Here is a 26,818-nt window from a genome sequence, read left to right on the forward strand (position 1 = left end):
CGCGCCCCCTACTTGGCACGGGTCACCGGCGACGCGCCCGCGCGGCGAAGCCGCAAATCAACACAGCCCCGCGCCCCTTACGGGGCACGAGTCACCGGCGTCGCGCCCACGCGGCGGAGCCGCACGGCGGCGCTGCGCCGCGTTCCTGAAAAGCCGGGGGGCACCCCCGGGCTTTTCAGGGGCGCGGGGAACTGCGCGAGCAACCACCCACCCACCCGCACGCCCCCACACAACCCCACCCACCCGAGCTCTCCGGGGTACAAGGGGCGGAGCCCCTTGTCAGGGAGGGGAAGGGTAGGGGCGGCGGGGGCGAAAAAACCCTACGGGAGCGCCGGTGGCTGCTTCGCCGGTGTTTCCTCCAGGGCCGCCAGGGCCAACCGGATCGCCTCGTCCAGCTGAGGGTCACGGCCCGCCGCATAGTCCTGCGGCGCCGTCACCACCTCCACGTCCGGGTCGACGCCGTGGTTCTCCACGCCCCACCCGTACCCCTCCAACCAGAACGCGTACTTCGGCTGGGTCACCAACGTGCCGTCCACCAGGCGGTACTTGCTGTCGATGCCGATGACCCCGCCCCACGTCCGCGTCCCCACCACCGGCCCGATCCCGAGCGCCTTGATCGCCGCGTTCACGATGTCCCCGTCCGACCCGGAGAACTCGTTCGCGACGGCCACCACGGGCCCGCGCGGCGCGTCCTCCGGATAGCTGTACGGCCGCATCCCGCGCGGCAGATCCCACCCCACGATCCGCCGCGCCAGCTTCTCCACCACCAGCTGCGACGTGTGCCCGCCCCGGTTCTCCCGGACGTCCACGACGAGCCCCTCCCGCACGACCTCCACCCGCAGGTCCCGGTGGAGCTGCGCCCACCCGGAGCCGACCATGTCCGGCACGTGCAGATACCCGAGCCGCCCGCCGGACTTCTCGTGGACGTAGGCCCGCCGGTCGGCGACCCACGCGTGGTAGCGCAACGGCTCCTCGTCCTCCAGCGGCACCACGACCGCGTGCCGCAGGTCGCCGCCGCCCGCCGGGGACACCGTCAGCTCCACCGGTTTGCCCGCCGTGCCGACGAGCAGCGGCCCGGGCCCGGTCACGGGGTCGACGGGCCGCCCGCCGACGGCGACGATCGCGTCGCCCGCGCGCACGGCGACGCCCGGCGCGGCGAGCGGGGCGTGCGCGTCGGGGTCGGAGGTCTCCGAGGGCAGCACCCGGTCGATGCGCCAACTGCCGTCTTTGTGACGGGAGATGTCCGCACCGAGCAGCCCCTGCCGCCGGTCGGACCAGCCGCCCCAGGCCCCGCCGGGGGTGACGTAGGCGTGCGAGGTGCCCAGCTCCCCCTGGACCTCCCAGAGCAGGTCCACGAGGTCGTCGTGGGTGGCGAGCCGGTCCAGGACCGGCCGGTAACGGTCGAGCACGGCGGACCAGTCGGTGCCGCCGAGGTCGGGCCGCCAGAAGTTGTCGCGCATGAGGCGGCCGGTCTCGTCGAACATCTGCCGCCACTCGGCGGCCGGGTCGACGGTCTGCCGGATGCGGGTGAGGTCGACGGAGATGTTGGTGTCGCTGTCCTCGTCGGCGGAGGCACGGCGGTCGCTGGGGACGACCTTGAGCCGGCTGTCGGTCCACAGCAGCACGCGTTTGCCGTCGCCGGTGACGGCATAGTGGTCGGCGTCCCCGGAGAGGTGTTCGACGCGCTGCTGGACGAGGTCGTAGCGCTCCAGGTCGGTCTTGGGGTCGGGGTCCTCGGGGGTGGCGCGCGAGGAGCCGAGGACGCCCTGGAGGGGGTGGCGCAGCCACAGCACCCCGTCCTTGGCGGCCCGCAGGGTGGAGTAGCGGGCGGCCTCGACGGGGAACGGCACGATCCGGTCGGCGAGTCCGTCGAGGTCGATACGGGTGCTGGGGGTGCCCTCGCTGTCGGGGGTCTCGTCCTTGTCGGGCGCGTCGAAGGGGCGGCCGTGCCGCTGCGGTCCGAAGGGGGACGGCGTGGTCGCGGCGAGCGTGATCAGATGCGGGCGTACGCCGCCGACGAACGCCAGGTCGAAGACGTGTTCGTCGTAGACCGGGTCGAAGGAGCGGGCCGAGAGGAACGCGAGGTGCTTGCCGTCGAGGGTGAAGGCGGGCGAGAAGTCGCGGAACCGCAGCGGGGTGGCCTCGGTCACCGACAGGTCGGCGGTGTTGGCGAGCTTGAGGTGGCGCAGCGGGCGCGCGCCGGGGTGGGACCAGGCGAGCCAGGCGGAGTCGGGCGAGAAGACCAGCCCGCTCGCCTCGCCGTCCTCGCTGCGGTCGACCTCGCGGACCTCGCCACTGTCCCGTTCGACGAGCAGGATCCGCCCGTCGTGCGAGGCGACGGCGGCCTTGCTGCCGTCGGGCGCCATGGCGAGCCCGAGGACCCGGCCGAGCTGTCCGGCGGCGAGCCGGCGCGGGGTGGCGCCGGGGGCGCTGCCGGTGGCGGGCGCGAACTCCAGCGCGTCCTCGCCCTCGGCGTCGGTGACCCACACCACCCACTCCTCGCCCTCGGAGCGGAAGGTGCGCGGCAGCCGGGCGCGTACGCCGTGCTCGTCGGCGAGCGCGCGGGCGGGGCCCGAGCGGTGGGTGACCCAGTGCACGGCCCCGCGTACGGCGACGGCGCTGCCGCGGCCGGTGTGGTCGGGGGCGGCGGCGCCGAACCAGCGGGCGGCGCTGACGGGCTGGGGCTGGAGGTCGACGCGCTGCCCGCCGAGCCGGATGTCCAGGCGGCGCGGCTCGGCCCCGTCGAGGTCGTCCAGGATCCACAGCTCACCGGCACAGGAGTAGACGACCCGCGTGCCGTCGGTGGCCGCGTGCCGCGCGTAGAAACCGTCGATCGGCGTGTGCCGGCGCAGGTCGGAGCCGTCGGCGAGGGAGGAGTAGAGGGCGCCGGTGCCCTCGTGGTCCGAGAGGAACGCGAGCCGGTCGGCCACCCACTGCGGGTACTCCAGGTTGCCGTCCAACTCCTCGTGCAGGCGCACGAATTCGCCGTCGCCCTCGCGGTCGATCCACAGCTTGCCCGCGGTGCCGCCGCGGTACCGCTTCCACCAGGCGGCCTCCCGGCCCATGGGCGCCGAGAGCAGCACGGTGTGCGGCCCGTACGCGACGTCGCCGACCGGGCCGTAGGGCAGGGTGGTGGCGGGGCCGCCGTCGAGCGGGATCGCGCGGGCCCAGGTGCGGCGCAGCGAGGACTGGCCGTGGGTACTGAGCGCGAGCACCTCGCCGTCGGGGGTCCAGCCGCGGACCTGGGTTCTGGTGCCCCAGTACGTGAGGCGGGTCGTGGACCCGCCGTCCAGGGGCGCGAGGTGCACCTCGGGGGCGCCGTCGCGGGTGGAGGTCCAGGCGAGCCGGGTGCCGTCCGGGGAGATGCGGGGATGGTTCACGGGGACGTTGTCGGCGCTGACGCGCCAGGCGCGGCCACCGTCCAGGGGCGCGACCCAGACGTCGTCCTCGGCGGTGAAGGCGACCGTGTCGCCGTGCAGGTGCGGGAACCGGAGATACGCGGGCGATGCGGGCTGTGTCACCAGCTCACCCTATGCACCGACCGGGCCGCGCGGACAGGGTTCCGGATCACTTGCCCTCCACGGGCCAGCACGTGGGGTCGCCGTGGCACCAGATGGTGCGGGTGGCGGTGACCGTGACGGTGGGTCCGGGGCGGCCGGGGGTGTTCGGCCGGTAGGTGGCCGGCGGGGTGGGGGTCGCGCCCTCGCAGTCGCCGAGGCCGTCGACGCGGAAGACCTGCTTGCCGCCGACGGTGGCCCGCAGCTCGCCGCGCACGCATTTGCCGTCCACCGCACGCGTGACGCGGCCCTTGACGGTGACGTCCTTGCCGTCGTCCGTCCTGCCCTGGCAGTCGACGGCGGCGACGGTCGTGGCTTTCGCCGAGGGGGACTTGTTCGTGGCCGCCTTGTCCCCGTAGTCGGCGGTGCAGCTCAGCCAGCTCAGGTCGACGTGCCGTCGTTCCAGCTCGTGCGTCGCGGTCTGGTCGGTGGTGTACGCGACCGACACCCCGCCGAGAGCGCCGGGTTCGCAGGCGACCACGGCACCGACGGCGATCACGACGAGACCGGCGACGGCGGCCACCCGGCCGCCCTTCGAGCGCGTCATTGCCCTCATGCGCGGCAGCCTGCCACCGCCTCCGGCGCGGCGGTAGGGCGCATACGGCCACCCCGGCGGCGGAGGGCGCGCGCGTCAGGCGCGCAGCAGCAGCCACTCCTGCAACTCGACGACGTTGCCCTCGGGGTCCTTGAGGTGGGCCACGCGCATCCGGTCCGTCATGGGCGCCGGGCCGTGCAGCACGGTGGCGCCCCGTGAACCGATCTGTGCGCAGTAGGCGTCCAGGTCGTCGACCCGCAGCACCACGAGGGAGCGGTGGCCGGTGGCCTCGTCGCCCAGTTCGTCCAGGACCTGCGCCATCATCGCCCGGTCCTGCAACGCGATGCCCGCCGAGCCGGTGGCCGGGCTGAACTTCTCGTACGGTCCGTCCGCCGCGCCCGACTGCGGCTTGAGGCCGAGGACGTCCGCGTAGAAGCGGTAGCAGGCGGCGAAGTCGGTGACGAGCAGCCGGACTTGGGCGAGTTCCATGGACGAGGTCCCCCGAGGACTTCTACGACCAGCGGCCGGTGCGGCCGAGGAGCAGGGCGGCGGCCGCCGTGCCGGCGGTCGAGGTGCGCAACACGCTACGGCCCAGCACGTACGCCTTCGCACCCGCCTCCCGGAACAGCGCCAACTCGTCGGTGGCGACGCCGCCTTCGGGGCCGACGACCAGCACGATCTCGCCGGCGGCGGGGAGTTCGGCGGTGGCGAGCGGGGTGCTGCCGTACTCGAAGTCGGAGTGCAGTACGGCGGCGAGGTCGGCTTTGGCCAGAAGTGCGGCAACCTGTCTGGTCGTCGCCGCGTCCGCGACCTCCGGGAAGCGGACCCGGCGGGACTGTTTGCCGGCCTCGCGCGCGGTGGCCCGCCACTTGGCGAGCGCCTTCAGGCCCCGTTCGCCCTTCCACTGGGTGATGCAGCGGGCCGCCTGCCAGGGCACGATCGTGTCGACGCCGACCTCGGTCATGGTCTCCACGGCGAGTTCGCCCCGGTCGCCCTTGGGCAGCGCCTGGACGACGGTGATGCGGGGCTGCTCCGCCGGCTCCTCGCGCACGTGTGCCAGGCCGGTGACGACGAGGCGGTCCTTGCCCTCGGCGGCCTTGACGACGCCCTCGGCCCAGCGGCCCCGCCCGTCGGTGAGGACGACGTCCTCGCCGGGCCGCAGCCGCTTCACCGAGACGGCGTGCCGTCCCTCGGGGCCGTCCAGTACGAACTCGGGTTCCGTGTCGCGCAGTTCGTCCACGACGAACACCGGTGCCGTCATCGGGCCGTGCCTCCCGCCGGGTGGGACGGCAGGGTGGCCGCCGCCGCGTCGAGTTCCGCCGCCAGCAGTTCGACGAGCTGTCCGGCGGGCAGCGCGCGGGCCAGCCGGTGGCCCTGGCCCGCCCACAGCGCCATGCCCTGCGGGTCGCCCGCCGCGGCGGCGGCGCGGCGCAGCGGGGCGGTGAGGTGGTGGACCTCGGGGTAGGCGGCGGGCGCGTAGCGGCCGTGCTCCCGCAGGAACCGGTTGACGAGGGCGCGCGCGGGTCTGCCGGAGAAGGCGCGGGTCTGCTCGGTGCGGACGTAGAGGGGGTCGGTCAGCGCCTGTTTGTGCAGGGGGTGGGCGCCGGACTCGTCGGTGGCGAGGAAGGCGGTGCCGAGCTGGGCCGCGCTGGCGCCGGCGGCGAGGACGGCGGCGATCTGGCTGCCGCGCATCAGGCCGCCGGCGGCCAGGACGGGCAGGGCTACGGTCTCGCGGACCCGGGCGAGCAGGGCGAGCAGTCCGATGCCGGTGCCGTCGTTCTCGGCGAGGTCTCGGTGGGTGCCCTGGTGGCCGCCGGCCTCGGTGCCCTGGGCGATCACGCCGTCGGCGCCGCACTCCTGGACGGCGAGGGCCTCCTCGGCGGTGGTGGCGGTGGCCAGCACGAAGGTGCCGGCGCGGTGCAGGGCGTCGACGGTGTCGCGGGTGGGGGCGCCGAAGTGGAAGGAGACGACGGGGACGGGGTTGTCGAGGAGGACGGCGAGCTTGGCCTCGTAGCCGTCGTCGCGGCCGCTGTCGCGGTCGCCGAGTTCCGTCTCGTACCAGGCGGCCTCGCCGGCGAGCTGGTGGGCGTAGACCTCGACGGCGGCGGGGTCGCCGTGTTCGGGCTGCGGGAGGAAGAGGTTCACGCCGAAGGGGCGGGCCGTGAGGCCGCGGATCTGCTTGATCTCCTGGTAGAGGCCGTCGGCGGTCTTGTAGCCGGCGGCGAGGAAACCGAGGCCACCGGCGTCGCTGACGGCGGCGGCCAGCCGCGGGACCGATACGCCGCCGGCCATGGGGGCCTGCACGATCGGGTGCGGGAACAGATCGGTCAGCGGGGAGGACATGCCCGCATGGTGCCACGTCCCCCTGACAAGTCCGAATCGACGGTTCCGCAGGGTTTTCCCGCCCCCGCCGCCCCGCGCCCCTCAAGGGGCGCGGGGAACTGCGCGAGCAACCACGACCCGCCCGCACCCGTCAACGCACCCCGCCCACCCGAGCTCTCCCGCGCCCCCGCGCGCACCCGGCGGCGGTGCGGACAACCCCCGGCCGCTAGCGGCCGTTGAACGCGTCCTTCAGGCGCGAGAACAATCCCTGCTGCCCCGGCTGGAACTGCCCCGTCGGCCGTTCCTCGCCCCGCAGCTTCGCCAGCTCCCGCAACAACCGCTCCTGCTCGGGATCGAGCTTCCCCGGCGTCTGCACCTCGACATGCACGACGAGATCCCCACGCCCCCCACCGCGCAGGTGGGTGACCCCCCGCCCGTGCAGCGGGATCGACTGCCCGGACTGCGTGCCGGGCCGGATGTCGACCTCCTCAAGACCGTCCAGCGTCTCCAGCGGCACCTTCGTGCCGAGCGCCGCGGCCGTCATCGGGATCGTCACCGTGCAGTGCAGATCGTCCCCACGCCGCTGGAACATGGAGTGCGCGGTCTCGTGGATCTCCACGTAGAGGTCACCGGCGGGCCCGCCGCCCGGCCCGACCTCGCCCTCCCCCGCGAGCTGGATCCGCGTGCCGTTGTCGACACCGGCGGGGATCTTCACCGTCAGCGTGCGCCGGGACCGGATCCGCCCGTCGCCCGCGCACTCCGGGCACGGGGTGGGCACGACCGTGCCGAAGCCCTGGCACTGGGGGCAGGGCCGGGAGGTCATGACCTGGCCGAGGAAGGACCGCGTGACCTGCGAGACCTCGCCGCGCCCGCGGCACATGTCGCAGGTCTGCGCGGAGGTGCCGGGCGCGGCGCCCTCGCCGTTGCAGGTCGTGCAGACGACCGCCGTGTCGACCTGGATGTCCTTCGTCGTGCCGAAGGCCGCCTCGTCGAGCTCGACGTCGATGCGGATCATCGCGTCCTGGCCGCGGCGGGTGCGCGAGCGCGGCCCGCGCTGCGACGCCGTGCCGAAGAACGCGTCCATGATGTCGGAGAAGTTGCCGAAGCCGCCGGCGCCGAAGCCGCCCGCACCGCCCCCGCCGCTCTGCGAGAGGGGGTCGCCGCCGAGGTCGTAGACCTGCTTCTTCTGCGGGTCCGACAACACCTCGTAGGCGGCGTTGATCTCCTTGAAGCGCTCCTGCGTCTTGGGATCGGGGTTGACGTCCGGATGCAGCTCGCGGGCGAGCCGCCGGAAGGCCTTCTTGATCTCATCCTGCGACGCGTCGCGGCGCACGCCGAGTACGGCGTAGTAGTCCGTGGCCACCTTAAGACTCCGCCAGGATCTGTCCGACGTACCGTGCCACCGCTCGTACCGCTCCCATCGTTCCCGGGTAATCCATGCGGGTCGGTCCGACCACGCCGAGTTTGGCTACTGCCTCGCCGCCCGAACCGTAGCCGACGGAGACGACGGACGTGGAGTTGAGTCCCTCGTGGGCGTTCTCGTGACCGATACGCACGGTCATGGCCGAATCCTTCGCCTCGCCCAGCAACTTGAGGAGCACGACCTGCTCCTCCAGCGCCTCCAGGACGGGCCGGATGGTGAGAGGGAAGTCATGTCCGAAGCGGGTGAGATTGGCGGTGCCGCCGATCATCAGCCGTTCCTCGGTCTCCTCGACGAGCGTCTCCAGGAGCGTGGAGAGGACCGTGGAGACCGTCGCGCGGTCCTCCGGTTCCTCGAACGCCTCCGGCAGGTCCTGGACGAGCGGCGGCACGTCCGCGAAGCGGCGCCCCGCGACCCTGCTGTTCAGCCGTGCCCGCAGATCCGCGAGCGCGGCCTCGCCGAACGGCGCCGGGCAGTCGACCATGCGCTGTTCGACCCGCCCGGTGTCCGTGATCAGCACCAGCATCACCCGCGCGGGGGCGAGCGACAGCAGCTCCACGTGCCGCACGGTCGAACGGGTCAGCGACGGGTACTGCACGACCGCCACCTGCCGGGTGAGCTGCGCGAGCAGCCGCACCGTACGGGCGACGACGTCGTCCAGGTCGACGGCGCCGTCGAGGAAGTTCTGGATCGCCCGCCGCTCGGGCGCCGTCATCGGTTTGACGCCTGCCAGCTTGTCGACGAAGAGGCGGTAGCCCTTGTCCGTGGGGATGCGCCCGGCGCTGGTGTGCGGCTGCGCGATGTAGCCCTCGTCCTCGAGGGCCGCCATGTCGTTGCGCACGGTGGCCGGGGAGACGCCCAGGGAGTGCCGTTCGGTGAGCGCCTTGGAACCGACCGGCTCCTCGGTGCCCACGTAGTCCTGGACGATGGCGCGCAGCACTTCGAGCCTGCGTTCACTGAGCATCCGCGCACACCTCCAGAAGGCCGTCTCCTCGGCGACTGCGTCTGGCACTCCATGTGCGCGAGTGCCAGCATCCCCGGTCCAGTGTACGGCCGGGGGGTACGGCCCGGGCAAGGGCGGGGCCTGCGACGTCGTGCCGCGGGGCGTTGTCGCCGTTAGCGTCCCGGTATGAGCGTGCTGTGGGAGGACTGCGAAACGGCGGCGGGCTGGGAGCGGGTGACGGCCCGGGCCGGACGGTGCCGGCTGCCGCGGTGGGACTGCACGGCCGGACTCGTCGTCGGCGAGGGCGCGGCGCTGCTGGTGGACGCGGGGTCGAGCGTGGCGGAGGGCGGACGGCTGCGCGCGGAGGCCGAGGGGCTGCTGGGCGGGGGCGCGGGCACGGGGCGCGTGCGCCGTGTGACGCATCTCGCGCTGACCCACCCGCACTTCGACCATGTCTTCGGCGCGGCGGCGTTCCCGGACGCGGAGGTGTTCGGCGCGGTCGGCGTCGACTCGGCGTACACGCCGCGCGGGCGGGAGGAGCTGCGCGCGGACGCCGTACGCAACGGGCTGGCGGAGGAGGCGGCGGCCGAGGCGGCGGAGCTGCTGGCCCCGCCCCGCCACCACGTCACCGGCGAGTGGACCCTCGACCTGGGCGGCGGGCTCACCGTGCTGCTGGCCAACGTGGGCCCCGGCCACACCGCGCACGACCTCGCGGTACTGGTCCCCGCGACGACCTCCTCCCCGGAGGTGGTCTTCTGCGGCGACCTGGTCGAGGAGTCCGGCGAGCCGCAGGCGGGACCCGACGCCGTGCCCGCGCACTGGCCGGCCGCGCTCGACCGGCTGCTGGACCTCGGCGGCGAGGACGCGGTGTACGTGCCCGGTCACGGGGCGCTCGTCAACGCGCGGTTCGTCCGGGCACAACGGGACGCGCTGGCACGGCGCTTCGGCGTGTCGCCGTGACCGGCGGGGAGCTTTCCCTATCGTCGGTCGAATGCGCCAGTACTCTCCGGACCTGACCCCGCCGTGGAAGAAGCCCCGGGCCGTGCCGGAGGTTCCGGCGGAGCCCGGGCTCGTGGTGGAGGAGCCGGCGACCGGCTTCTGCGGGGCGGTGATCCGCTGCGAGGCCGGCACGGTGACTCTGGAGGACCGCTTCGGCAAGCACCGCGTGTTCCCGATGGAACCGCGCGGCTTTCTGCTGGAGGGGCGGCCGGTGACGCTGGTGCGGCCGGCCGCGGCGGCCGGGCGGGGCCCGGTGCGGCCCACGCGGACGGCGTCGGGGTCCGTGGCGGTGCCTCAGGCGCGGGCGCGGGTGGCGCGGGCCGGGCGGATCTACGTCGAGGGGCGGCACGACGCGGAGCTGGTGGAGAAGGTGTGGGGCGACGATCTGCGGGTGGAGGGGGTCGTCGTCGAGTACCTGTCCGGGGTCGACGATCTTCCGGCGGTGGTCGCCGAGTTCGCGCCGGGGCCGGATGCGCGGCTGGGGGTTCTGGTGGACCACCTCGTGCCGGGCTCCAAGGAGTCCCGGATCGCGGAGGCGGTGACGAGCGAGTACGCGTTGGTGGTGGGGCATCCGTTCATCGACGTGTGGGAGGCGGTGAAGCCGGCGGCGGTCGGCATCGCGGGGTGGCCGCGGGTGCCGCGGGGGGTGGACTGGAAGACGGGGGTGTGCCGGGGGCTGGGGTGGCCGGAGAACACGGGGGCGGCGTGGCAGCGGATTCTGTCCGCGGTGCACACGTACAAGGACCTGGAGCCGGAGCTCCTGGGCCGGGTGGAGGAACTGATCGACTTCGTCACGGCCCCGGCGGAGGGCTGAGCGAAGGTCCCTCCGGGGGCAAGCCCCCGGACCCCCAAAAGATTGCGCAGTTCCCCGCGCCCGTGATCAGGGGCGCGGGGAACTGCGCAAAACGGGGCGAAGCCCCGTGTCGGGGTGCAAGGGGCGGAGCCCCTTGCAGGGACGGGAAGGGTAGGGGCGGCGGGGGCGAGGAAAACACCAGGCGCACCCCCCGCAGGGGAACCCTCAGTCCACCAGATCCCGCACGACCGCGTCGGCGAGAAGGCGGCCGCGGAGGGTGAGGGCGGCCCGGCCCTCCTCGTACGGCCCGGGCTCAAGAAGCCCGTCGGCCAGCGCGCGACGGGACGCGGCGAGCCCCTCCTCCCGCAGCAACCCCAACGGCACACCCTCCCGAAGCCGCAGCTCCAACAGGATCCGCTCCACCCGCCGGTCCTCCTCCGACAGCACCTCGCGCCCCGCCCCCGGCGACCGCCCCTCCCCCAACGCCCCCGCGTACGCCCCCGGATGCTTGACGTTCCACCACCGCACGCCCCCCACATGGGAGTGCGCCCCCGGGCCCGCCCCCCACCAGTCCGCCCCCCGCCAGTACAGCTCGTTGTGCAGACACCGCGCCGCGTCCGACGTCGCCCAGTTGGACACCTCGTACCAGTCGTACCCCGCCGCGGAGAGCACCTCCTCCGCGATCAGGTACCGGTCCGCGTGCACGTCGTCGTCGGTCATCGGCACCTCCCCGCGCCGGATCCGCGCCGCGAGCCGCGTGCCCTCCTCGACGATCAGCGCGTACGCCGAGACATGGTCGGGACCGGCACCGAGCGCGGCGTCGAGCGAGGCCCGCCAGTCGTCGTCGGACTCCCCCGGCGTGCCGTAGATCAAGTCGAGGTTGACGTGCGCGAACCCGGCCGCCCGGGCCTCGGCGACACACCGCTCGGGCCTGCCGGGGGTGTGGGTGCGGTCGAGCACTTTGAGCACGTGCTGCCGCGCGCTCTGCATCCCGAAGGAGATCCGGTTGAAGCCGCCCTCCCGCAGCGCGGCCAGGTACGCCGGGTCGACGGACTCGGGGTTCGCCTCCGTCGTCACCTCGGCGTCCGCCGCGAGCCCGAACTCCTCGCGCACCGCCCCCAGCATCCGTACGAGGTCGGCCGCGTCCAGCAGCGTCGGCGTGCCGCCGCCGACGAAGACCGTACGGACCTCGCGGGGGTCGTCGCCGAGGACCTTGCGGGCGAGCCGGATCTCGTCGATCAGCGTGTCGGCGTAGTTGTCGCGGGAGGCGAGCACACCGCCGCTGCCGCGCAGCTCGGTGGCGGTGTAGGTGTTGAAGTCGCAGTACCCGCAGCGGGTCGCGCAGTAGGGAACGTGCAGATAGAACCCGAGGGGCCGATCGACGGCCCCCACCAGGGCGGACGCGGGCAGAGCCCCGTCACCGGGCACGGGCTCACCATCGGGAAGAGCGGAAGGCATGCGTTCCATTCTCCCGCACGGCGCACGGAACCCTGCGGCCGTTAAGGGGCGCGGGGAACTGCGCAATCTTTTGGGGGTCCGGGGGCGCAGCCCCCGGGGGACGGGAAGGGTAGGGGCGGCGGGGGCGAAAACATCACTCCGCCTGAAGCACCAGCAGAGCCAGGTCATCCTCCGGCGGCCGATCACCGAACTCATGAACGAGCCGGCGAATGCGATCCGCGACCAGCTCCGCCGACAACCCCCGGCACCCCGCCAACGCCTCCGCCAGCCCCTCCCCGTCGTCGAACTGCCGCGACCCGTGCCGCCGCTCGGTCACCCCGTCCGTGACACACAGCAACGTGTCCCCGGAGCGGAGTTCGAACGTTTCACAGTCGTACGTCGCGTCCTCCACCACGCCGAGCAGCGTCTGCGGCCGCGCCGCCGTCCGCACGCTCCCGTCGGGCGCCAGCACCAGCGGCAGCGGATGCCCGGCGGAGGCGAGCGTGCAGCGCACCCCGCCCTCGACGGGCGCCAGCTCGCCGTAGAGCAGGGACAGGAACCGGTTCTGCGGCCCGTCGTCGGCGCCGAGGTCCGGGACCCCGGCGGCGACCAGGGCCCGCGCGGCGGCGTCCGAGGCCTCGGTGGCGTCGTCGAGGAGGAGCTGGTTGAGCCGGTCCAGGACCTCCGGGACGGCGTACCCCTCGCGGGCCAGCAGCCGCAGCCACGGCCGGGCCAGCCCGATGACCACCGCGGCCTCGGGGCCCTTGCCCTGGACGTCGCCGATCGCGAACGACCAGCGGCCGAGCCCGGCGGGGAACAGGTCGTAGAAGTCGCCGCTGGGGCCGCCCTTGTCACGCGGTTCGTAGACGAGGGCGCTGCGCATCCCCGGTATCTCGGCGACCGCGCCGGGCAGCAGACCACGCTGGAGGACGCGGCTGATGTTGGCCTGCCGGGCGTACTGGCGGGCCGCGCCGACGGCCTGGGCGACCCGGCGGCAGACGTCCTCGACCAGCCCGGTGACCTCGTCGGGGAAGCGCGCCACGCCGGACCGGCCGATGACGACGGTGCCGAGCGGACGGCCACCGGCGATCAGCCGGTAGGCGAGGGCGACACCTCCGGGGCCGGCGTCCGCCCCGGCACCGGCGACGTCCTGCGGATGCGGGTCCAGCGCCTCCGCGGGCCAGGGAATAGGTACCGGGCTGCTGCGTACGGCGTCGGGCACCAGGGGCGGGTCCTTCTCCAGGACGCGGCGCAGTTCCTCGAGGCGGTCCTCGCTGCTGTGCCAGACGCGGGCGAGCCGGGGGCCGGACGTGCCGCCGGTACCGGCCGGGCGCCGGTCGGTGGTCCCGTCCTCCAGCCAGACCGCGCACCACTCGGCGAGCCGGGGCACGAGGAGCTGACAGGCGAGCGCGGCGAGCAGGTCCTCGTCGAGCTGCCCGGCCAGCAGGTCGGACGCCTCGGCGAGGAAGGAGAGCGCGCCCCGGTCCAGCCAGTCCTGCTCGGGACCGTCGGGGGGCCGGGAGGGACGGGGGCCGGGGGATGCGAGGAGAGCCGGGGAGCCGGACGGGGCCGAGGGAGCCGCTGTCCCCGCCGAAACCTCGGCGGGAGGGGGATCCACGGGGCAGGCGCCCGCCACATCCGTGACGACGGTCACATCGGCAACATCCGTGACCGCCGTAACCTCCGTAACCTCCGTCGCACCCTCGTGCCCCACGGCCTTCTCCCCCGCCAGCCGCGCCCATACGCACTTGGTGCCCCGGCGGTAGGTGACGCCCCACTCCTGGGTCAGCGCGGCGACGAGCCGCAGTCCGCGGCCGTACTCCGGCGTGCCGAAGCCGCGGCCGGCGCCCTCGTCCCGTACGGGCCGGGAGGGATGGCGGTCGGACACCTCCACGACGAGCGCGGCGTGTCCGGCGGCTCCGTCGGCACCGGCCCGGATGCACGCGCCGTCGTTCTCCGGGCACCCCGCGTCCGCCAATGAACCGGCGTCCGGCTCCCGCAGCGGACCGGCGTCGGGAACGGTCCCGGTGACAGCGGCCGGACCGGCGTCCGGGAGGAGGCCGGCCTCCGGGAGAAGGCCGGCGTCCGGGAGGAGGCCGGCCTCCGGCAGGAGGCCGGTGTCCCACTCCGCGTACTCCAGGCGGCACTCCACGCCCACGTCCGTGCCCGCGTGCACCACGGCGTTGGTGACGAGTTCGCTGACCACCACCTCGGCGTCGTCGCACAGCCGCTCCGTCAGGGCCCCCGCGCCGGGCACCGCGCGGCCCGTCCACGCGGCGAGCGTCTCGCGGACGAAGCGGCGGGCGGCGCCCGGCGCGAGCGCCCCGCCGGGCAGTGACGTACGCGCCACCGTGTGCCACCCCGCGCTCCCGTACGCGCCCACGACGGGCGCACCGTCACCCGTGGGGGTCGTTCCCTCGGGTGTGGCCGACGCGGCGGACGGACGGGCCCAGGTGTCCCGTTGTGTGGGAATGGCCCCCATGGACAGCTCCCGGAGCAGTCGGTCGAATTCGCCTGTACCGATGCGGACAGAGTGACAGACTGACCCCGGCCATAAGCGCCGAGTTACCGAAGTGGGCCGCCGTGGGTAAGAACAGTGCTAAGGATGCGCTCCAAAGCGGGCAGGAAAACGATCAAATTCGAGCATCCGATCAGGAATCGGTCTCGGCCTCCGCACCGACTCCGCACCCGACGTCCGAACCGGCGTCGCACCCGGCCTCCGTGCCGATGCCGCGCCCGATCTCCGAGCCGACGTCGATCGACCCGTCCGCCCTGCGCCCGCTGCTCGCGGCGATGACCGCCGTCCGGGACGGGAACTTCGTCCAGCCGGCGGAGTCCGACAGGGACCGGGGCCACGGCCGGGACCCCGGCGGCCGGGCCTCCGGCCAGAGCTACTGCATCGTCGCCGAGCTCACCGCCGTCTTCCGCCAGATCGTGGACCGCGAGGCGCACTACGGGCGCGAACTCCAGCGCGTGCGCCGGGAACTGGTGCGCTACGGGCGTCTCGACGAGCGTCTTTCGGCCAGTCCGGGCCTCGGCGGCTGGGCCGCCCGGGTCGACGACGTGAACGAGGTGCTGGACGCCCTGGTGGCCCCCGCGGCCAACGCCACCCGCGTACTGGACGCGGTGGCCGGCGGCGATCTGACCCAGCGGGTCGATCTGCACGACGGAAACCGCCAGTTGCGCGGCGATCTGCGCCGGCTCGGCCGTGCCGTCAACACGATGGTCGACCAGCTCTCGCTGTTCACCGGCGAGGTGACCCGGGTGGCCCGCGAGGTCGGTACCGACGGCCGGCTCGGCGGCCGGGCCAAGGTGCGCGGGCTCTCGGGCAGTTGGCGGGACGTGACGGAGGCCGTCAACGCGATGGCGTCGCGGCTGACCGCGCAGGTCCGGGACATCGCGCTGGTCACCACGGCGGTGGCGCGCGGCGATCTCACCCGTACGGTCACGGTGGAGGCGACCGGCGAGCTGCTGGAGCTGAAGCTCACCGTCAACACGATGGTCGATCAGCTGTCCGCCTTCGCCGACGAGGTGACGCGGGTGGTCCGCGAGGTCGGCACCGAGGGCAGGCTGGGCGGCCGGGCACAGGTGCGGGGCGTGTCGGGGGTGTGGAAGGACCTCACCGACAACGTCAACTTCATGGCCGCCAATCTCACCGGCCAGGTCCGCAACATCGCGCAGGTGACGACGGCCGTCGCCAACGGCGATCTCAGCCAGAAGATCACCGCCGAGACACAGGGCGAGATCCTGGAGCTGAAGTCGACCATCAACACCATGGTCGACCAGCTCTCCGCCTTCGCCGACGAGGTCACCCGCGTCGCCCGCGAGGTCGGCACCGAGGGCAAGCTCGGCGGCCGGGCACAGGTGCGAGGCGTGTCCGGGGTGTGGAAGGACCTCACCGACAACGTCAACTTCATGGCGGACAACCTCACCTCCCAGGTGCGCAACATCGCACTCGTGTCGACGGCCGTGGCGCAGGGCGACCTCGGCAAGAAGATCACGGTGGAGGCGAAGGGCGAGATCCTGGAGCTGAAGTCGACCATCAACACCATGGTCGACCAGCTCTCCGCCTTCGCCGACGAGGTCACCCGCGTCGCCCGCGAGGTCGGCACCGAGGGAAATCTGGGCGGTCAGGCGCAGGTGCGGGGCGCGTCGGGGGTGTGGAAGGAGCTGACGGACAACGTCAACTTCATGGCGCTCAACCTCACTTCACAGGTGAGGAACATCGCCCAGGTGACGACGGCCGTCGCCAATGGCGATCTGTCGAAGAAGATCACCGTGGACGCGCGCGGCGAGATCCTGGAGCTGAAGGACACCGTCAACACGATGGTGGAGCAGCTGCGGGCCTTCGCCGACGAGGTGACGCGGGTGGCGCGCGAGGTCGGCACCGACGGGCGGCTCGGCGGGCGGGCGCAGGTGCAGGGCGTGTCGGGGGTGTGGCGGGATCTCACCGACAGCGTCAACTACATGGCGGACAACCTCACCTCCCAGGTGCGCAACATCGCGCAGGTCGCCACGGCGGTCGCCTCGGGCGATCTGTCGAAGAAGATCGACGTGGACGCGCGCGGCGAGATCCTCGAACTGAAGACCACCATCAACACGATGGTGGACACGCTCTCCTCCTTCTCCTCCGAGGTGACCCGGGTGGCCCGCGAGGTGGGCAGCGAGGGGCAGCTCGGCGGACAGGCCCGGGTGGAGGGCGTGTACGGCACCTGGAAGCGGCTGACGACGAACGTGAACGAACTGGCGTCGAATCTGACCACTCAGGTACGGGCGATCGCCGAGGTCGCCTCGGCGGTGGCGCAGGGCGACATGTCACGTTCGATCACGGTGGCGACGCGCGGCGAGGTCGCGGAGCTGAAGGACAACATCAACCTGATGGTGGCCAACCTCCGGGAGACCACCCGGGCCAAGGACTGGCTGGAGTCCAATCTGGCCCGGCTGGCCGCGCTGATGCAGGGCCACCGGGATCTGATGGAGGTCGCCGATCTGATCCTGCGCGAGCTGACCCCGTTGGTGAACGCCCAGTACGGGGCCTTCTTCCTGGCCGACCCGGCGGAGGACGGGGCGCTGCCCGGCACCGCCGTACCGGCGAAGGGGCTCGCGTTCATCGCCGGGTACGGGGCGGCGCAGGAGGCCACCGTGGAGACGGGCGGGCTGCCGGTGCACGGGCTGGTGCGGCAGGCGGCGCGGGAGAAGAAGCGGATCCTGGTGGAGGAGGCGCCGCCCGGTTACATCAAGATCGGCAGCGGTCTGGGCGAGGCGGCGCCTGCCAGTGTCGTCATCATTCCGATCCTGTTCGAGAACAAACTGCTCGGCGTGATCGAACTGGCCTCGTTCTCGCGCTTCTCGGACGTGCATCTGGCGTTCTTCGACCAGTTCGTGAACACCATCGGCGTCGCCATCAACACGATCATCGCCAACTCCCGCACCGAGTCGCTGCTCGGCGAGTCCCAGCGGCTCGCCACGCAGTTGCAGGAGCGGTCCGACGAACTCCAGCGGCAGCAGGCCGAACTCCAGCGTTCGAATGCCGCGCTGGAGGAGAAGGCGGCGCTGCTGGCGACCAGTTCGCAGTACAAGTCCGAGTTCCTCGCCAACATGTCGCACGAGCTGCGCACCCCGCTGAACTCCCTGCTCATCCTGGCCCGACTGCTCGCCGACAACCCCGACGGCCATCTCACCGACCAGGAAGTGCACTTCGCCGGAACCATCCACCGCTCCGGCTCCGACCTGTTGCAACTGATCAACGACATCCTGGACCTGTCGAAGATCGAGGCCGGCCGGATGGACGTCCGCCCCAAGCGGCTGCCGCTGATGAAGCTGCTCGACTACGTGCACGCCGTCTTCCGCCCGCTCACCCTGGAGCGGGGGCTCGCCTTCGAGATCGCGGTCGGCGAGGACGTGCCGCGGGAGATGTTCTCCGACGAGCAGCGGCTCCAGCAGATCCTGCGCAATCTGCTCTCCAACGCGATCAAGTTCACCGCGTCGGGCCGGGTCGAACTGCGCGTCAACCGCGTGCACGACCCCGAGCAGCGGCCCGCGGACGGGGACGGCGGCGGGAGCACGGGCAGAAACGGCGGCGGGGAGGGCACGATCGCCTTCGCGGTCTCCGACACCGGCATCGGCATCGCCCCGGAGAAACTGCCGGTGATCTTCGACGCGTTCCAGCAGGCGGACGGCACCACGCATCGCAAGTACGGCGGCACGGGGCTCGGCCTGTCCATCAGCCGGGAGATCGCGGGCCTGCTCGGCGGCCGCATCACGGCGGAGAGCCGGCCGGGGAAGGGCTCCACCTTCACCCTGTACGTGCCGGTCACCTGCCCCGGCCATGCGGAGGACCGTCCGCTGCCGGAGCCGGTCCCGGAGCCCTCCGCGGGGCTCTCCCCCGGCCTCCTGGCGCCGTCCCCCACCACGGGCTTCGCGCCCGCCACCGGCCCCGACGGCCTGCCGCCCGGTCAGGACGGCTTTCCGCTCGGTTCCGACGGCTTTCCGCCCGGTTCCGGCCGGCTGGAGGAGTGGGCGTCGGGCCGCGCGGGCCGGGTGCTGGCGGGCCGGCCGGTCCTCATCGTGGACGACGACATCCGCAACGTCTTCGCGCTCACCCACGTCCTGGGCCGGGTCGGCATGCCGGTCCTCTACGCGGAGAACGGCCGCGAGGGCATCGAGACGCTGGAGCGCCACCCGGACGTCGAACTGGTCCTGATGGACATCATGATGCCCGAGATGGACGGTTACGAGACGATAGCCGCCCTCCGTCGCACCCCGCGCTGGGCCCGGCTGCCGATCGTCGCGCTCACCGCCAAGGCGATGCCCGGCGACCGCGAGCAGTCCATCGCCCGCGGCGCCGACGACTACGTACCCAAGCCGGTGGACGTCGACAGGCTGCTGACGGTGGTGTGCGCACTGTTGGACCCGGAGGGGGACCGGGCCGGCGAGCCGCACGCCGAGCCGGAGGCCGGCCGGGAAGCGAGTGACGGATGAGGAACACGGAGCGAGTGAGGCGCCGGCGATGAACCCTGAGCAGAGGGCCGGCGGCACGGCCGAGGACCGCGCCGGGATCCTCCTGGTCGACGACATGGAGGACAACCTGATCGCCCTGGAGGCCGTGCTCGGTTCCCTCAACGAGCCGCTGGTCCGCGCGCGGTCGGGCGAGGAGGCGTTGAAGGCGCTGCTCAGGCAGCGGTTCGCGGTGGTGCTCCTGGACATCCGGATGCCGGGCATGGACGGCTTCGAGACGGCCACGCACATCAAACGGCTCGACCAGACCAAGGACGTGCCGATCATCTTCCTGACCGGCACGGACTCGGACGCGGGCTACGCGTTCCGCGGCTACGCCACCGGGGCGGCCGACTACCTCACCAAGCCGTTCGACCCCTGGGTGCTGCGGGCCAAGGTGAGCGTCTTCCTTGATCTGCACCGCAAGAACCGCCAGCTGGAGCGGATGCTGGCCCGCGAACAACGCCAGTTCGAACAGCTCTCGGCCCATCTGGACGAGCTCGACACGCACCTGTCCTCGCACCCGGCCCAGGACATCTTCGAGCTCCGCCACCACGTCCGCCGCATGGAGGAGACCCTGCGGCAGCTGCGCAGCACGTGAGCCGCGCGGGCACCGCCGGGTCACTTCGCGCGACCCCGCGGCGCCCGCGGACGGTCGTGGCTACGCCTCGCGCGTGCCTGCGTACATCTCGTCGATCAGGTGTCCGAACTCCCGTTCCACCACGGGCCGCTTCAGCTTCAGGCTCGGGGTCATCTCGCCGTGCTCGATGTCGAGGTCGCGCGGGAGCAGGCGGAACTTCTTGATGGTCTGCCAGCGTTGCAGCCCCTGGTTGAGCTCGGAGACGTACAGCTCGACGAGGGCGACCGTCGCCGGGGCCGCGACGACCTCGGCGTACGACTTGCCCGCCAGGCCGTTCTCCTTCGCCCAGCCGAGGATCGCCTCCTCGTCGAGGGCGATGAGCGCGGTGCAGAAGTTCCGGTCGGCGCCGTGCACCAGGATGTTGGAGACGTAGGGGCAGACCGCCTTGAACTGGCCCTCGACCTCGGCCGGCGCCACGTACTTGCCGCCGGAGGTCTTGATCAGGTCCTTCTTGCGGTCGGTGATGCGCAGGTAGCCGTCGGGCGAGAGCTCGCCGATGTCGCCGGTGTGGAACCAGCCGTCCGCCTCCAGCACCTCGGCGGTCTTCTCGGGCAGCCCGTGGTAGCCCTCCATGATGCCGGGGCCGCGCAGCAGAACCTCGCCGTCGTCGGCGATCCGCACCTCGGTGCCGGGCAGCGGCTTGCCGACCGTGCCGGTGCGGTACGCCTCGCCGGGGTTGACGAACGACGCCGCCGAGGACTCGGTGAGCCCGTACCCCTCCAGGATGTGGATGCCGGCGCCGGCGAAGAAGTAGCCGATCTCGGGGGCGAGCGCGGCGGAGCCGGAGACGCAGGCGCGCAGCCGGCCGCCGAAGGCCTCGCGGATCTTGGCGAAGACGAGGCGGTCGGCGACCTTGTGCTTGCCGGTGAGCCCGAACGGGGCCGACGCCGTTCCGGTGCGCCGGAAGTTGTCCTGGCTCGCCCTGGCGTACTCGCGGGCGACCCCGGCCGCCCACTGGAAGATCTTGTACTTGGCCGCGCCGCCCTCCCGGGCCTTGGCGGCGACGCCGTTGTAGACCTTCTCGAAGATGCGCGGCACGGCGGCCATGTACGTCGGCTGCACGACCGGCAGATTCTCGATGATCTTGTCGACGCGGCCGTCGACGGCGGTGACGTGCCCCACCTCGATCTGCCCGGAGGTGAGCACCTTGCCGAACACGTGGGCGAGCGGCAGCCAGAGGTACTGCACGTCGTCGCCGCTGATCAGGCCCGTCGCGGCGGTGGCCTTGGCCATGTAGGACCAGTTGTCGTGCGGCAGCCGCACGCCCTTGGGGCGGCCGGTGGTGCCGGAGGTGTAGATGAGGGTGGCGAGCTGGTCCTTGGTGATCGCGCCGACGCGTTCCTTGATCAGCTCGGGGTGTTTCTCCAGGTGGGCGGCGCCCCGGCTCTCCAGCTCGTCCAGGGTGAGGACCCAGTCGCCCTCCTCGGCGGTCCGCTCGACCCCGGCCGGGTCGACGACGACCACATGGGCCAGCTCGGGCAGTTCGGCGCGCTTGTCGCGGGCCTTGGCGAGCTGCTCGGCGTTCTCCGCGATCAGCACCCGGCTCTCGGAGTCGGAGAGGATGAACGCCGACTCCTCGGCGTTGGTCTGCGGGTAGACGGTGGTCGTCGCCGCGCCGGCGCACATGATGCCGAGGTCGGCGAGGATCCACTCGACGCGGGTGGAGGAGGCGAGCGCGACCCGCTCCTCGGGCCGTACGCCGAGCTGGATGAGGCCCGCCGCGATGGCGTACACCCGTTCGGCGGCCTGTGCCCAGGTCAGCGTCCGCCAGTCGTCGGGCCCGTCTCCGGACGGGGACGGCACGGGATAGCGGTAGGCCTCGGCGTCCGGTGTGGCCGCCACGCGCTCCAGGAAGAGGGCCGCCACGGACGGCGGACGGTTCTCGATCATGGTCTGTGTGTCGCTCACGACATCCTCCGGGCCCGCGACGGTGCGGCTGACTCAAAGTGCGGCTGGTTTCACTCTCGGTGTTGTTCCACTCACGGGCAACGCCGTTGTCCGCCGTTGTCCGGCCCGCGGGTGTGGTGCGGCCCACGGACAACGGCGACTCTTGTTTAACTCGCGAGTAACTACCGAGCACAGCGTAAGGGCCGACCGGCCGGTTGGTAAGGGGCCCTGTGCACCCACTTCCTCCGACGGACGGCCGTCCGCACGGCGGAGGGCCCGCCGCGCTTTCGCACGACGGGCCCTCTTGTGTCCGTTTCATCCACCCGGCCGCGGCCGGATCGGCGGCTACTTCTTGCCCTTGCCGGCCCCGCCGCCGTCGTCGCTGGACAGGACGGCGATGAAGGCCTCCTGGGGAACCTCCACGGAACCCACCATCTTCATCCGCTTCTTGCCTTCCTTCTGCTTCTCCAGCAGCTTCCGCTTGCGGGAGATGTCACCGCCGTAGCACTTGGCGAGGACGTCCTTGCGGATGGCGCGGATGGTCTCGCGGGCGATCACCCGGGAGCCGATGGCGGCCTGGACCGGCACCTCGAAGTTCTGCCGCGGGATCAGCTCGCGCAGCTTGGCGACGAGCCGTACGCCGTACGCGTACGCCTGGTCCTTGTGGGTGATGGCCGAGAAGGCGTCGACCTTGTCGCCGTGCAGCAGGATGTCGACCTTGACCAGGCTGGAGGACTGCTCGCCGGTGGGCTCGTAGTCGAGGGAGGCGTAGCCGCGCGTCTTGGACTTCAGCTGGTCGAAGAAGTCGAACACGATCTCGGCGAGCGGGAGCGTGTAGCGGATCTCGACGCGGTCCTCGGAGAGGTAGTCCATGCCGAGCAGGGTGCCGCGGCGGGTCTGGCACAGCTCCATGATCGCGCCGATGAACTCGGTCGGCGCGAGGATGGTGGCCCGTACGACCGGCTCGTAGACCTCGTCGATCTTCCCCTCGGGGAACTCGCTCGGGTTGGTGACGGTGTGCTCGGTGCCGTCCTCCATGATCACGCGGTAGACCACGTTGGGTGCGGTGGCGATCAGATCGAGCCCGAATTCGCGTTCGAGCCGCTCGCGGATCACGTCCAGGTGCAGCAGCCCCAGGAAGCCGACGCGGAAGCCAAAGCCGAGCGCGGCGGAGGTCTCCGGCTCGTAGACGAGGGCGGCGTCGTTGAGCTGGAGCTTGTCCAGGGCCTCGCGCAGGTCGGGGTAGTCCGAGCCGTCCAGCGGGTAGAGCCCGGAGAAGACCATGGGCTTGGGGTCCTTGTAGCCGCCCAGCGCCTCCTCGGCGCCCTTGGACTGGCTGGTGATCGTGTCACCGACCTTGGACTGCCGGACGTCCTTCACCCCGGTGATGAGGTAGCCCACCTCGCCGACGCCCAGGCCGTCGGCCGGGAGCATCTCGGGCGAGTTGGTGCCGATCTCCAGCAGCTCGTGCGTGGCGCCGGTGGACATCATCCGGATCCGCTCGCGCTTGTTGAGCTGTCCGTCGACGACCCGGACGTAGGTGACGACGCCCCGGTAGGAGTCGTAGACCGAGTCGAAGATCATCGCGCGGGCGGGCGCGTCGGCGACGCCGACCGGGGCCGGGATCTGCTCGACCACCTTGTCCAGCAGCGCCTCGACGCCGAGTCCGGTCTTGGCGGAGACCTTGAGCACGTCACCGGGGTCGCAGCCGATGAGGTTGGCCAGCTCCTCGGCGAACTTCTCCGGCTGCGCGGCCGGCAGGTCGATCTTGTTGAGCACCGGGATGATCGTGAGGTCGTTCTCCATCGCCAGGTAGAGGTTGGCGAGGGTCTGCGCCTCGATGCCCTGGGCGGCGTCGACGAGGAGGATCGTCCCCTCGCAGGCGGCGAGCGACCGCGACACCTCATAGGTGAAGTCGACGTGCCCGGGGGTGTCGATCATGTTGAGGATGTGCGTGGCGCTCTTGTCGTGGGTGGGGGCCCACGGCAGGCGCACCGCCTGGGACTTGATCGTGATGCCGCGCTCGCGCTCGATGTCCATGCGGTCGAGGTACTGGGCGCGCATCTGCCGCTGCTCGACGACACCGGTCAGCTGGAGCATCCGGTCGGCGAGCGTGGACTTGCCGTGGTCGATGTGCGCGATGATGCAGAAATTGCGGATCAGCGCCGGGTCGGTACGGCTCGGCTCGGGCACGTGGCTGGGGATCGCGGGCACGCAGGGTCCTGATTCTTGAGGCGTCCGCAGCGTCTGCGGTCTCGGGTCGGATCGTTACGCAGCCTCCATGGTCCCACGGGCCGGGGGCGGCGGGCGGTTTGGGCGGCCCCGCGGGCGGCTGGTAGCCTGGGCAGCTGTGTCTTCTGTCCTCTCATGGGAGGTCACGGAAGGCGCGTCTCCAAGAAATCACCGGCGCGCGAGGCGGTTCCCGTCCGCGGTTGTCTTCTCGTGTGCCAGAACCTGAAAAGGCTCCTTCGTGGCGAACATCAAGTCCCAGATCAAGCGGAACAAGACGAACGAGAAGGCGCGGCTGCGCAACAAGGCCGTGAAGTCCTCGCTCAAGACCGCGATCCGCAAGGCTCGCGAGGCCGCTGCCGCGGGTGACGTCGAGAAGGCCACCGAGTACCAGCGCGTTGCCGCGCGGGAGCTCGACAAGGCCGTCTCGAAGGGCGTCATCCACAAGAACCAGGCCGCCAACAAGAAGTCGGCCCTGGCCACCAAGGTGGCGGCGCTGAAGGGCTGACGCCCTTCGGCCCCTGATCTGACGGACCCGTGAGGGTCCACGCGCCGGAGGATCACGAGCGGGCCCTCTCTCATCCGCTCCCGTCCGGCACCCCGGGTTCGCACGCGGCCTGCGTTCGCCACGCGGGTGCGAGCCCTTTGCTTCACCGGGGCCCCGTCCGTTCCCCTTCCCCAGGGGAACGGGCGGGGCCTTTCGGCGTGCGTCTTCCAGGGGCGCGGGGAACTGCGCAAAACGGGGCAGCCCCGTGCCGGGGCCCAAGGGGCAGAGCCCCTTGAGGAGGAGGGGAAGGGTAAGGGCGGCGGGGGCGAAAACCCTCGGTCAGCCCCGACCACCACGGGAGCGAGCCGCACGGGCAATCGCCACCACCGCCTTCTCCAGGGCGTAGCCCACGTCCTCTCCCCCGCCCTTGACTCCCGCATCCGCCTCCGCCACCGCCCGCATCGCCACCGCCACCCCGTCCGGCGTCCACCCCCGCATCTGCTGCCGCACCCGGTCGATCTTCCACGGCGGCATCCCCAGCTCCCGCGCCAGATCCGCCGGCCGTCCGCCCCGCGCCCCGAGCAGCTTCCCGATGCCCCGCACCCCCTGCGCCAGCGCGCTGGTGATCAGCACCGGCGCCACCCCCGTCGCCAGCGACCACCGCAGCGCCTCCAGGGCCTCCGCCGCCCGCCCCTCGACCGCCCGGTCCGCGACCGTGAAGCTCGACGCCTCGGCCCGCCCCGTGTAGTACCGGCCGACGACGGCCTCGTCGATCGTCCCCTCCACGTCCGCGACGAGCTGCGAGACCGCGGACGCCAGCTCCCGCAGATCGCTGCCGATCGCGTCGACCAGCGCCTGGCACGCCTCGGGCGTGGCCGACCGCCCCTGGGTGCGGAACTCCCCGCGGACGAACGCCAGCCGGTCCGCCGGCTTCGTCATCTTCGGGCACGCCACCTCGCGTGCCAGTCCGGACTTGCGGGCCGCGTCCAGCAGGCCCTTGCCCTTGGCTCCGCCCGCGTGCAGCAGCACGAGGGTGATCTCCTCGACGGGCGAGCCGAAGTACGCCTTGAACTCCTTGACCGTGTCGGCGGAAAGATCCTGTGCGTTGCGTACGACGACGACCTTGCGCTCGGCGAAGAGCGACGGACTGGTCAGCTCGGCGAGCGTGCCGGGCGGAAGCTGGTCCGGGGTGAGGTCACGTACGTCCGTGTCGGCGTCGGCGGCCCTGGCGGCGGCCACCACCTCCCGTACGGCACGGTCGAGCAGGAGGTCCTCCTGGCCCACGGCAAGGGTGACGGGGGCGAGAGGGTCGTCTGTTGCGGTCTTCCTGGCCATCGCTCACAGCATCGCACGCGCCACTGACAACGCCCTCCGTGAGGCGGGCTACGGCTCCTCCCGCCAGCCCTCCCACTCGCCCGCGAAGGCGTCCAGCTCCGCAGGGTCGAGCCGGTTCGCCTCGTCGCGCAGCACCAGCAGCCACTGCGCGTCCTCGGCGTCGTCCTCGCCGGCCAGCGCGTCCCGGACCAGCTGCGGCTCCTCGTCCAGCCGGAACCGTTCCCCCAGCGCCTCGGCCGCCTCCTCCGCGGCGTCGCGGTCGGGCAGCACCAGCACGTGTCTCACATCGCTCACGCCGCCATTGTGCGCGACGGCCGCCACGTCGAGGCGCGGCCTCCCCCGGCCGGAACCCCGCTCAGCCCTGCCGCACGATCTGTATGTCCAGCTCGACCTGGATGCTGGGCCCGACCACCGCGATGCCCCGCGCCAGCATCGTCTGCCAGCTCACCGTGAAGTCGTCACGGTGCAGCTCGGTGGTGGCCCGGCAGGCCGCCCGCACCTCGCCCTCCATGCCGTTGCCGAGTCCGAGGTACTCGACGTCGAGCGTCACCGTCCGCGTCACGCCGTGCAGCGAGAGGGCCCCGGGCACCGCCCACCGCGCCCCGCCCCGGTGGACGAACCGGTCGCTGTAGAACTCCAGCGTCGGGAACCGCGCCACGTCCAGGAAGTCGGCGGACCGCAGATGGTCGTCGCGCATCTTCACATTGGTGTCGATGGACCCGGCGTCGATCACCACGTGCAGCGCGGACTGCTCCGCCGGGTCGGCGATGCGCACGGCACCGGCGAAGGAGTTGAACCGCCCGTGGATCCGGGCCAGTCCGATGTGCCGTGCGGTGAACCCGATGGAGGAGTGCGCCGGTTCGATCGCCCAGTCGCCCGTCGCCGGCAACTCGGGCGGCCGGGACACCTGGAGGATGACGTCGCCCAGCGAGGCCAGCGAGTCCGCCGCGACGACGGCGTTCGCCCGGAAGGGTGCGTACCCCTCGGCGGACACGGCCAGCCGGTACTCCCCGGCCGGCACCGTCGCCAGGATCTGCCCGTAGGGGTCCGTGCCCCCGCTCACCACCACCCGCCCCATGGCGTCGGCGACCGTGAACTCCGCCTGCGGCACCGGCTGGTTGACGGGATCGAGCACACGGCAACTGATCACCCCGGCATCGGGCGGCGTCCGTACCGAGGCGAGCGGGCCGGTCCGCTGTCGGTTCGATCGGTTGCCCAGCCGGCGGACCCTCATCAGC

General features: G+C 72.4%; 19 protein-coding genes. 5 read left to right on the forward strand and 14 right to left on the reverse strand.

Annotation, left to right across the window (positions count from 1 at the left end):
* Positions 1-320: 320 nt before the first annotated feature.
* From OIE12_RS10725 to hrcA, 7 genes are all read right to left on the reverse strand, one after another.
* Positions 321-3,521, reverse strand: a complete 3,201-nt coding sequence (locus OIE12_RS10725) for a S41 family peptidase (protein WP_329134127.1) — start codon at positions 3,519-3,521, stop codon at positions 321-323.
* Between the two features lie 46 nt (positions 3,522-3,567).
* Positions 3,568-4,113 carry a hypothetical protein gene (locus OIE12_RS10730; RefSeq protein WP_329134129.1) on the reverse strand — a complete coding sequence of 182 codons (546 nt, stop codon included), beginning with the start codon at positions 4,111-4,113 and terminating at the stop codon, positions 3,568-3,570.
* Between the two features lie 75 nt (positions 4,114-4,188).
* Positions 4,189-4,581: a VOC family protein gene (locus OIE12_RS10735; RefSeq protein WP_329134132.1), complete on the reverse strand. Its 393-nt coding sequence runs from the start codon at positions 4,579-4,581 to the stop codon at positions 4,189-4,191.
* 22 nt (positions 4,582-4,603) lie between these two features.
* Positions 4,604-5,353 (reverse strand): 16S rRNA (uracil(1498)-N(3))-methyltransferase, encoded by a 750-nt coding sequence (locus OIE12_RS10740; RefSeq protein ID WP_329134134.1) that lies wholly within the window; start codon positions 5,351-5,353, stop codon positions 4,604-4,606.
* Positions 5,350-6,435, reverse strand: a complete 1,086-nt coding sequence (locus tag OIE12_RS10745; RefSeq protein WP_329134136.1) for a nitronate monooxygenase — start codon at positions 6,433-6,435, stop codon at positions 5,350-5,352. The genes OIE12_RS10740 and OIE12_RS10745 overlap by 4 nt, the downstream gene beginning before the upstream one ends.
* A gap of 205 nt (positions 6,436-6,640) precedes the next feature.
* Complete coding sequence (gene dnaJ, locus OIE12_RS10750; protein ID WP_329134139.1) at positions 6,641-7,777, reverse strand: molecular chaperone DnaJ; 1,137 nt, start codon at positions 7,775-7,777, stop codon at positions 6,641-6,643.
* Between the two features lies 1 nt (position 7,778).
* Complete coding sequence (gene hrcA, locus OIE12_RS10755) at positions 7,779-8,798, reverse strand: heat-inducible transcriptional repressor HrcA (RefSeq protein WP_030383353.1); 1,020 nt, start codon at positions 8,796-8,798, stop codon at positions 7,779-7,781.
* A gap of 165 nt (positions 8,799-8,963) precedes the next feature.
* On the opposite strand from hrcA, the gene OIE12_RS10760 reads away from it, so the two are divergent.
* Complete coding sequence (locus OIE12_RS10760; RefSeq protein WP_329134142.1) at positions 8,964-9,737, forward strand: MBL fold metallo-hydrolase; 774 nt, start codon at positions 8,964-8,966, stop codon at positions 9,735-9,737.
* 31 nt (positions 9,738-9,768) lie between these two features.
* Complete coding sequence (locus OIE12_RS10765) at positions 9,769-10,590, forward strand: DUF3097 domain-containing protein (protein ID WP_329134144.1); 822 nt, start codon at positions 9,769-9,771, stop codon at positions 10,588-10,590.
* A 204-nt stretch (positions 10,591-10,794) separates the two neighbouring features.
* On the opposite strand, the gene hemW is transcribed toward OIE12_RS10765, so the two are convergent.
* The gene (gene hemW, locus OIE12_RS10770) at positions 10,795-12,027 is read right to left on the reverse strand and encodes a radical SAM family heme chaperone HemW (protein WP_329134146.1); all 1,233 of its coding nucleotides are present in this window, start codon (positions 12,025-12,027) and stop codon (positions 10,795-10,797) included.
* Between the two features lie 133 nt (positions 12,028-12,160).
* Positions 12,161-14,356 (reverse strand): ATP-binding SpoIIE family protein phosphatase, encoded by a 2,196-nt coding sequence (locus OIE12_RS10775; protein WP_329134148.1) that lies wholly within the window; start codon positions 14,354-14,356, stop codon positions 12,161-12,163.
* A 443-nt stretch (positions 14,357-14,799) separates the two neighbouring features.
* Between OIE12_RS10775 and OIE12_RS10780 the strand changes: the two genes are divergently transcribed.
* Together OIE12_RS10780 and OIE12_RS10785 are read left to right on the forward strand one after the other, a co-directional pair.
* A complete protein-coding gene (locus tag OIE12_RS10780; RefSeq protein ID WP_329141852.1) occupies positions 14,800-18,987 on the forward strand; it encodes a HAMP domain-containing protein in 4,188 nt (1,395 codons plus the stop codon).
* Positions 18,988-19,015: 28 nt separating this feature from the next.
* Complete coding sequence (locus tag OIE12_RS10785; RefSeq protein WP_329134150.1) at positions 19,016-19,603, forward strand: response regulator; 588 nt, start codon at positions 19,016-19,018, stop codon at positions 19,601-19,603.
* A 60-nt stretch (positions 19,604-19,663) separates the two neighbouring features.
* Here the strand turns inward: OIE12_RS10785 and OIE12_RS10790 are convergent, their stop codons facing one another.
* Positions 19,664-21,550 carry an AMP-dependent synthetase/ligase gene (locus OIE12_RS10790; RefSeq protein WP_329134151.1) on the reverse strand — a complete coding sequence of 629 codons (1,887 nt, stop codon included), beginning with the start codon at positions 21,548-21,550 and terminating at the stop codon, positions 19,664-19,666.
* Between the two features lie 324 nt (positions 21,551-21,874).
* Positions 21,875-23,743 carry a translation elongation factor 4 gene (lepA, locus tag OIE12_RS10795; protein WP_329134153.1) on the reverse strand — a complete coding sequence of 623 codons (1,869 nt, stop codon included), beginning with the start codon at positions 23,741-23,743 and terminating at the stop codon, positions 21,875-21,877.
* A gap of 256 nt (positions 23,744-23,999) precedes the next feature.
* On the opposite strand from lepA, the gene rpsT reads away from it, so the two are divergent.
* Positions 24,000-24,266 (forward strand): 30S ribosomal protein S20, encoded by a 267-nt coding sequence (rpsT, locus tag OIE12_RS10800; protein ID WP_329134154.1) that lies wholly within the window; start codon positions 24,000-24,002, stop codon positions 24,264-24,266.
* 318 nt (positions 24,267-24,584) lie between these two features.
* Here the strand turns inward: rpsT and holA are convergent, their stop codons facing one another.
* The 3 genes from holA to OIE12_RS10815 form a co-directional block, all read right to left on the reverse strand.
* The gene (holA, locus tag OIE12_RS10805) at positions 24,585-25,580 is read right to left on the reverse strand and encodes a DNA polymerase III subunit delta (RefSeq protein ID WP_329134155.1); all 996 of its coding nucleotides are present in this window, start codon (positions 25,578-25,580) and stop codon (positions 24,585-24,587) included.
* A 48-nt stretch (positions 25,581-25,628) separates the two neighbouring features.
* Positions 25,629-25,874: a hypothetical protein gene (locus OIE12_RS10810; RefSeq protein WP_329134156.1), complete on the reverse strand. Its 246-nt coding sequence runs from the start codon at positions 25,872-25,874 to the stop codon at positions 25,629-25,631.
* 61 nt (positions 25,875-25,935) lie between these two features.
* Entirely contained in the window at positions 25,936-26,814 is an 879-nt protein-coding gene (locus tag OIE12_RS10815; protein WP_329134157.1) for a YceI family protein, read from the reverse strand.
* Positions 26,815-26,818: the final 4 nt, after the last annotated feature.

The sequence above is a fragment of the Streptomyces sp. NBC_00670 genome (genome assembly GCF_036226765.1).
In the GTDB taxonomy this organism is placed as follows: Bacteria; Actinomycetota; Actinomycetes; order Streptomycetales; family Streptomycetaceae; genus Streptomyces.